The organism is Clostridium sp. ZS2-4 (assembly GCF_026719745.1).
Classification (GTDB): Bacteria; Bacillota; Clostridia; order Clostridiales; family Clostridiaceae; genus Clostridium_H.
This window is the reverse complement of sequence record NZ_JAPPRQ010000100.1, coordinates 1-6,330: the sequence shown is the minus strand read 5'-3', so window position 1 is coordinate 6,330 and position 6,330 is coordinate 1. Positions and strand designations below refer to the sequence as shown.

Below are 6,330 nucleotides of genomic sequence, written 5' to 3'. Positions count from 1 at the left end.
GTATATCATCTGAATTTCTTCTTGTCAACAACTTTTTTGAATTTTTTTAATTTTCTCAAATCATCTTAATTCATACTTTGTTGTTTCCTCTCCGCCGCTCTCGCGACGACAAGGAATATCTTATCATAAATATCATTTTAAAAACTGACTATATATATCATTACTCTAAATTAACTCTATTTATATATGTTTTTCTCCTTATATATAAGTTATTCTTAGCTTGATACACAAGGATGAGTATACTTTATTATAATAAAATATTATGTCTTACCATCATTCTATGGTGTGTTGGTTTAAAAAGTTTATTGTATCTCATGCTTAAAATTAATAACTTTAGTACCAGTTGGGCTTGTTAGTATAGTTATAATAAGTAAATTAAATGGTATAATTGTTTAAATATTACTTTAGCCATAATAACCATATTGCAAATTAAATGAAAAGAGGAATCTATGATGAAAGAAATACAAATCAACAATGAAAAAGTTATAATTAGAAAGGGACTTAAATCTGACTCTAAATCATTAATAGAATATCTAAACATAATAGGAGGGCAATCAGATTTCTTGACATTTGGTGCAGATGAATACCCAAAAGCTATTGAACAAATAGAAGAATTTATTGAAAGCACTTCAAAGAAAGACAATGCTCTATTTATCGTTGCCGAACTTAACGGAAAGATAGTTGGAAATCTAAATTTTTCAGCAGGGTTATCACCACGAATTACTCATGTAGGTGAATTTGGAGTGAGTGTTCTTAAAGAATATTGGGGAAATGGTATAGGTGAAGAACTTATAAAATACTTAATTGAATGGAGCAAGAAATCAGAAATAATCCGAAAAATTAATTTAAGAGTTAGAGCTGATAATATACGTGGTATTAATTTATATAAAAAGCTTGGCTTCCTAGAAGAAGGAACTCTAACAAGAGATTTTTTCATTAACGGTAAGTTTTATGACTCTATAGCTATGGGATTAATAATTGACTAATGATATCTAATTTATTGTGAATTCGCCCATATTAAATACAACTAGTAAATAATTTAGCTAAACATAGTAAAAAGATTATTACTTCTAATTATGATTTTAGTGTTATATGGTAATATAAAAATAGAACTAATATTTATACTAAATATCCAATGGAGGTTTTCAAGAATGACTGAATATGAATTTGAACAATATTTACATAAGAAAATACCTATTACAAAGACAATGAAATTTAGTATTTTAGAATTTACGCCATACAAGGTAAGAGTAGTCGCAAAGCTAGAAGCAAATACAAATCATATGTCTACAGCATTTGGAGGAAGTATCAACAGCTTAATGACTGTTTGTGGATGGTCAATGGCATATATAAATATTAAAGAAATTGATCCAAATGCTCACATAGTACTTCAGAAAAGCAATATAAATTATTTAGCTCCAATTAATAATGATTTTGTTGCAGAATGTGTTTTATCTGATGCAGAAGATAAAAAGAACTTCTTAGAAATGTATAATGAACGTAAAAAATCAAAATTAAAACTTAAAGTATCTTGTTATGATGGGGAAACCCTGGCAGCAGAATTTCAAGGACAATATGTTGCATTGAAGTAAAAAGTAAGAACAAAATATAAAATATAAAATATAGTTAAATATGTGTCATATTATGTAATTCTCATAAAGCAACGCTTTAAAAGGAGGGGATAATCATTAAAGAAAATAATATGTTATCTAATATCTCAATAAACTATAAAGGAACACAAATTAATTTATCTACCAAATTCAGAAACATTAATAATGAACTTATATTTCTAATTCATGGATTAGGCTGTTCCAAAGAATCTTTTGAAGATATCTGGCATTATTCATTGTTTGACGACTATTCAATATTAACCGTTGACTTAGTTGGTTTTGGAAATTCATCAAAGCCCCATGACTTTTCATATGCCATTGAAGAACAAGCAAACATCTGTAAACTGCTATTAGATAAGTTTCAGCATCCCAAAATTCATATAGTAGCTCACAGTATGGGAGGAGCAGTAGGTTTACTACTGGCTGAAAGTATAAAAGATAGATTAGCCACCTTTATAAATGTAGAAGGAAATTTAGTAAGTGAAGACTGTAGATTCGTAAGCAGAAGAACTATTGGGTTTCCTTTGCAAGATTTTAAAGATAATAAATTTCATAAAATGAAATCTGCCTCTGAAGCATCTGAAAATTCTGGTATAAGATTATGGGGTAAAATGCTGGAAAACTCAGACCCTTTAGGATTCTATAAAACTTCAAAATCTCTTGTAGAATGGTCAGATAGCAGTAGACTATTACAGATATTTAATAACCTTGGATTAAATAAAATATATATTCATGGGGATAAGAACTCACAAATGGATGTTTTAAACCAACTTTTATCTATAAAAAAGATTTCCATCTCAAATAGTGGGCATTTTGTCATGAATGAAAATCCAGATGAGTTCTACATAAAATTGCATACAATATTGGCTACGTAATATGCCTTTAATAAAAATGAGGTGTAAAAGTAGATATCTTCTATCTTTACACCTCTAACTTATATATTATTTTATTTCAGTTGCATATTTTTTCTTTAATTCTTCTGTGAAAGTCATGTATTTATGATTTTGTCTTTCTTGAAGAAGTTGACCTTTTATCATATCTTTAACTTCTTCTAAAGATTTTTGTTCTGCTTCTTTTTTGCTTTCAACTTCTATTAAGTGATATCCAAATTGAGTTTTAACAGGTTCACTTAAAGCTCCTATTTCTAAAGTAAATGCAGCTTCCTCAAATTCAGGAACCATTTGTCCTCTTCCAAATTGACCTAAGTTTCCACCTTGAGCTTTTGAAGGACAAGTTGAATATTCTGTTGCAGCATCTTCAAAAGACATTCCACCTTTTATTTTATCTGCAACTTCTTTTACAGTCTCTTCTGTCTCTACAAGAATATGTCTAGCTGATACAGATTCAGGTACTTTAAACATTTCTTTATTAGCATTATAATAATCTTCAGCTTCTTTATCTGTTACTTCAACTGTTTTTAATAGGTTTTCTATAGCTAGTTGAGTTAACATTTCTCTTTTCATGATTTCTAATCTTTCTTTATATTCTTCTGATTCTTCTACTCCACTATCTTTTCCATGATTATAGAATAATTCAAAAGCAACTAATTGTTCTACTAATTGTTTTTTTCCTTGTTCAGTAGCTAAAAAACCTCTTTTATCTTGTGGAAATCTTACCATCGCTAATTCTAAATCTTTTTCTGTTATTTCTCTTCCATTAACACTCGCTAAAACTTTATTTTCCATTCTTATTCTCCTTTGATATTTATTCGCAAGTTAAAAACCTACCTATCTATCATAACATAACTAACCATACCTCAACAAAAACTTTTTGTATTTCTATTATTAATATTTATCCGTTATAACTCCAATTGAAGATGCTTTTATGAAAGGAAGTCCTTTTAATTTTTTCGTCTTTTTAATATCTCCAGTAACCACTACACCTTGGATTTTTAAATCTTCTTTTGTTATTTTTTCATCTTCTCCTTTTAAATTATCATATATTCTCTTATATTCAGATTGAAATCTGCTTTTTTTATCCTTTTGGCTTTCAATAACATTTATAAATCTATTTTCAGGTTCTTCATCTATTACACTATTCTCATCTATTACCTTTATGCCATATACTTCATCTTCTAAAGCAATTTCATTTGGAGAAATATATGTTTTTTCCTTATTATTATCATAATACTTTTCACTACTAGATTTATGTTCTTCTTTTTCTTTATTGTTTGAAGTATCAACCCAATACCAAGTTAAGGTAACATCTTTAGGAATCAATTTATTAACTTCATCAATAGAATATAATTTATCAAAAGACAAAGCTATTTCAATGTACTTATTATTACTAATGTTATCTATTAACTGCAAATCTTTTTGATATTTATCATACTTCACATATGGATAATAGAATTTCATAAGTTCTCTTCCATATTTATTGTATTTAGGATTATCATAAAGTTCCTGCTCTGTTTCTGCTTTTTCGATACTGATATTAGTAATATTAGACCCCATATCAGAAAATAGCGGTATAATACTGTAATTCACTCTTTTTTGGTCAAAATATACGGGCTTATCTCCAACTATTTTATAAGTATAGTATTGTACCTCACCATTTAATACTCCCATATATCTCATATATTGTGATATAAATGTATTTGGAGCAGAAATACAATTAAATTCTTGAATATCATCTATTAGTTTTTGTCCTTTACTACCCATTGCTTGTAAATTAGCTATTGAAATAGCTGTTATTACAAATATACAAATAATTATATTTCTTATAATAGAAATCCACTTTGCCTTTCTAACTACTTTACTCAATTTATTCTTTTTACAGTTTTCAAATAATTCATCTATATTTTTTTCATCCACATTTAAACCATTTTTACTTGACATCTCCACAATCCTCCCACAACTCTTTGAATTTATTCCTTGCTCTATAAAGATACACCTTAACTTTATCCTCTTTCATGTCTAATATATTACCGATTTCCTTATAGGATAAATTTATTACATATTTAAATATAAGTAAGTTCTTGTAACTTTCCTTTAAAGAATTTAAAACCTTTTGCACAGTATCTTTTAATTCAGAGGATATAATATAAAATTCAGCTGAATTATCCACAACTAAATTTGCTATTACTTCATCATCCAGATAAATTTGTTTCTTTCTTTTTTTCTTCTTATAGAGATTATAATATTTGTTAAGTGCTACCTTGAAAAGCCATGATGAAATTTTCTCCTCATCTATAGCATCAATATAACTAATAGCTTTACAAAGTGTATCTTGTATTATATCTTCCGCATCCTCTACTTGTACCCCAATCTTAATAAGATATTTATAAACTATTTTTATTTGCCTCATAAGAAGTTCTTCTAGTCTTTCATTTTCCATGTTCTACTCCCTTAACTTTTCTAGAACGCACATTCCAGTTTTACAATCTATAGAAGGCATTTCACTTATATAACAACTATCCTAAAGAAATGTATACACTTTTATTATATAAAAGCCTAATTTAAGTTTAATTTTACAATAATAAGGCAATATTAATTATTAACTCAACATTTAAATAATAAAACTAATCTAAAATGGGGATAAATGAAATTTATCATTTATCCCCACTTTTACTTTTTAGCTATAAAAATTAAATTGTTAATTCTGTATAGCTTAAAGCTTTAGCTTTTACATATAAATTTTGAACATAAAAAAACACATCTCAAAAATTGAGATGTGTTTTTGGTGATCCACCGGGGAATCGAACCCCGGACAACTTGATTAAAAGTCAAGTGCTCTACCGACTGAGCTAGTGAATCATATTTTACCCGGCGGCGACCTACTCTTCCACACCGTCTCCAGTGCAGTACCATCGGCGCTTTGAAGCTTAACCTTCGTGTTCGGAATGGGAACGGGTGTTACCTTCAAGCCATAACCACCAGATGTACCGTGCCTTAAGCACATTGACTATTATATCAGCGTCTTAGACAAAAGTCAACATTTTTTTATAAATTTTTTAACTTTTTTTTATTTTTTACTTTTTGTAAATAATAAAACCTCAACTACATAAGAGTTAAGGTTTTTGGTGGCTTCAACTGGAATCGAACCAGTGACACGAGGATTTTCAGTCCTCTGCTCTACCGACTGAGCTATGAAGCCGCATACATTAATCTATATTATCGCTTAGCACAATAAATATTTTATCAGTAAATTTAACAAATGTCAACATTTTTTTAGTTTTTTCACACATTAATTATTTTTAGTATATTTACCTGATGTAACTAAACGCCTTTACTGATTATTGGTATGTTAAATTCTATCCATGCTCCACCCGCCGAATTATTCTCTGCCTTGATTGAACCATCAAACTTATCAACTAACGTTTTAACTATATAAAGCCCTAATCCTGAATGTCCTTTTTCTTTTGATCTAGATTCATCTCCCTGATAGAATCTCTTAAAAATATTTGACATATCCTTTTTAGAAAATCCACATCCTGTATCTAAAACAGAAAAAATCATTTCCTTTAAAGTCAATTGCAGCTTCAAATTTATGCTTCCTTTTTCTGGAGTAAACCTTATGCTGTTAGAAATTAAATTATCCAATATTTCTGATAGTGCATGTGTATCTATGCTTATAAGAATATTACCATCTCTTCTATATAAATAGAAAGTAATATCTGCACTTAAAGTTATACAACTATAACTTTAAGCACAAACGTTGAATAATTGCTTCAGGATTTTTGTTTATTTCATTTAGAAAAAGCTTAACATTTTCTCTAATT

At 28.4% G+C, this 6,330-nt stretch carries 7 protein-coding genes, 2 tRNA genes and 1 rRNA gene; 3 read left to right on the top strand and 7 right to left on the bottom strand.

What is annotated here, in order from left to right:
* Nucleotides 1-452 precede the first annotated feature (452 nt).
* The 3 genes from OIO11_RS12130 (at nt 453) to OIO11_RS12120 (ending at nt 2,485) form a co-directional block, all read left to right on the top strand.
* On the top strand, nt 453-986 hold the full coding sequence (locus tag OIO11_RS12130; RefSeq protein WP_268071724.1) for a GNAT family N-acetyltransferase: 534 nt from the start codon (nt 453-455) through the stop codon (nt 984-986).
* Nucleotides 987-1,151: 165 nt separating this feature from the next.
* Nucleotides 1,152-1,592 (top strand): YiiD C-terminal domain-containing protein, encoded by a 441-nt coding sequence (locus tag OIO11_RS12125; RefSeq protein WP_268071723.1) that lies wholly within the window; start codon nt 1,152-1,154, stop codon nt 1,590-1,592.
* Nucleotides 1,593-1,702: 110 nt separating this feature from the next.
* Nucleotides 1,703-2,485, top strand: coding sequence for an alpha/beta fold hydrolase (locus OIO11_RS12120; RefSeq protein WP_268071722.1), 783 nt, complete (start codon nt 1,703-1,705; stop codon nt 2,483-2,485).
* A 66-nt stretch (nt 2,486-2,551) separates the two neighbouring features.
* Here the strand turns inward: OIO11_RS12120 and OIO11_RS12115 are convergent, their stop codons facing one another.
* The 7 genes from OIO11_RS12115 to OIO11_RS12085 form a co-directional block, all read right to left on the bottom strand.
* Complete coding sequence (locus tag OIO11_RS12115; protein WP_268071721.1) at nt 2,552-3,295, bottom strand: peptidylprolyl isomerase; 744 nt, start codon at nt 3,293-3,295, stop codon at nt 2,552-2,554.
* Nucleotides 3,296-3,394: 99 nt separating this feature from the next.
* Nucleotides 3,395-4,447, bottom strand: coding sequence for an anti sigma factor C-terminal domain-containing protein (locus OIO11_RS12110; protein ID WP_268071720.1), 1,053 nt, complete (start codon nt 4,445-4,447; stop codon nt 3,395-3,397).
* The gene (locus tag OIO11_RS12105; protein ID WP_268071719.1) at nt 4,437-4,946 is read right to left on the bottom strand and encodes an RNA polymerase sigma factor; all 510 of its coding nucleotides are present in this window, start codon (nt 4,944-4,946) and stop codon (nt 4,437-4,439) included. Before OIO11_RS12105 ends, OIO11_RS12110 begins: the two co-directional genes overlap by 11 nt.
* Before the next feature lie 343 nt (nt 4,947-5,289).
* Nucleotides 5,290-5,365: transfer RNA gene (locus tag OIO11_RS12100), tRNA-Lys, on the bottom strand.
* Between the two features lie 7 nt (nt 5,366-5,372).
* Nucleotides 5,373-5,489 (bottom strand): 5S ribosomal RNA (rrf, locus tag OIO11_RS12095).
* A gap of 140 nt (nt 5,490-5,629) precedes the next feature.
* A tRNA-Phe gene (locus OIO11_RS12090) sits at nt 5,630-5,705 on the bottom strand.
* A gap of 122 nt (nt 5,706-5,827) precedes the next feature.
* The gene (locus tag OIO11_RS12085) at nt 5,828-6,178 is read right to left on the bottom strand and encodes a sensor histidine kinase (RefSeq protein ID WP_268071725.1); all 351 of its coding nucleotides are present in this window, start codon (nt 6,176-6,178) and stop codon (nt 5,828-5,830) included.
* Between the last annotated feature and the right edge of the window lie 152 nt (nt 6,179-6,330).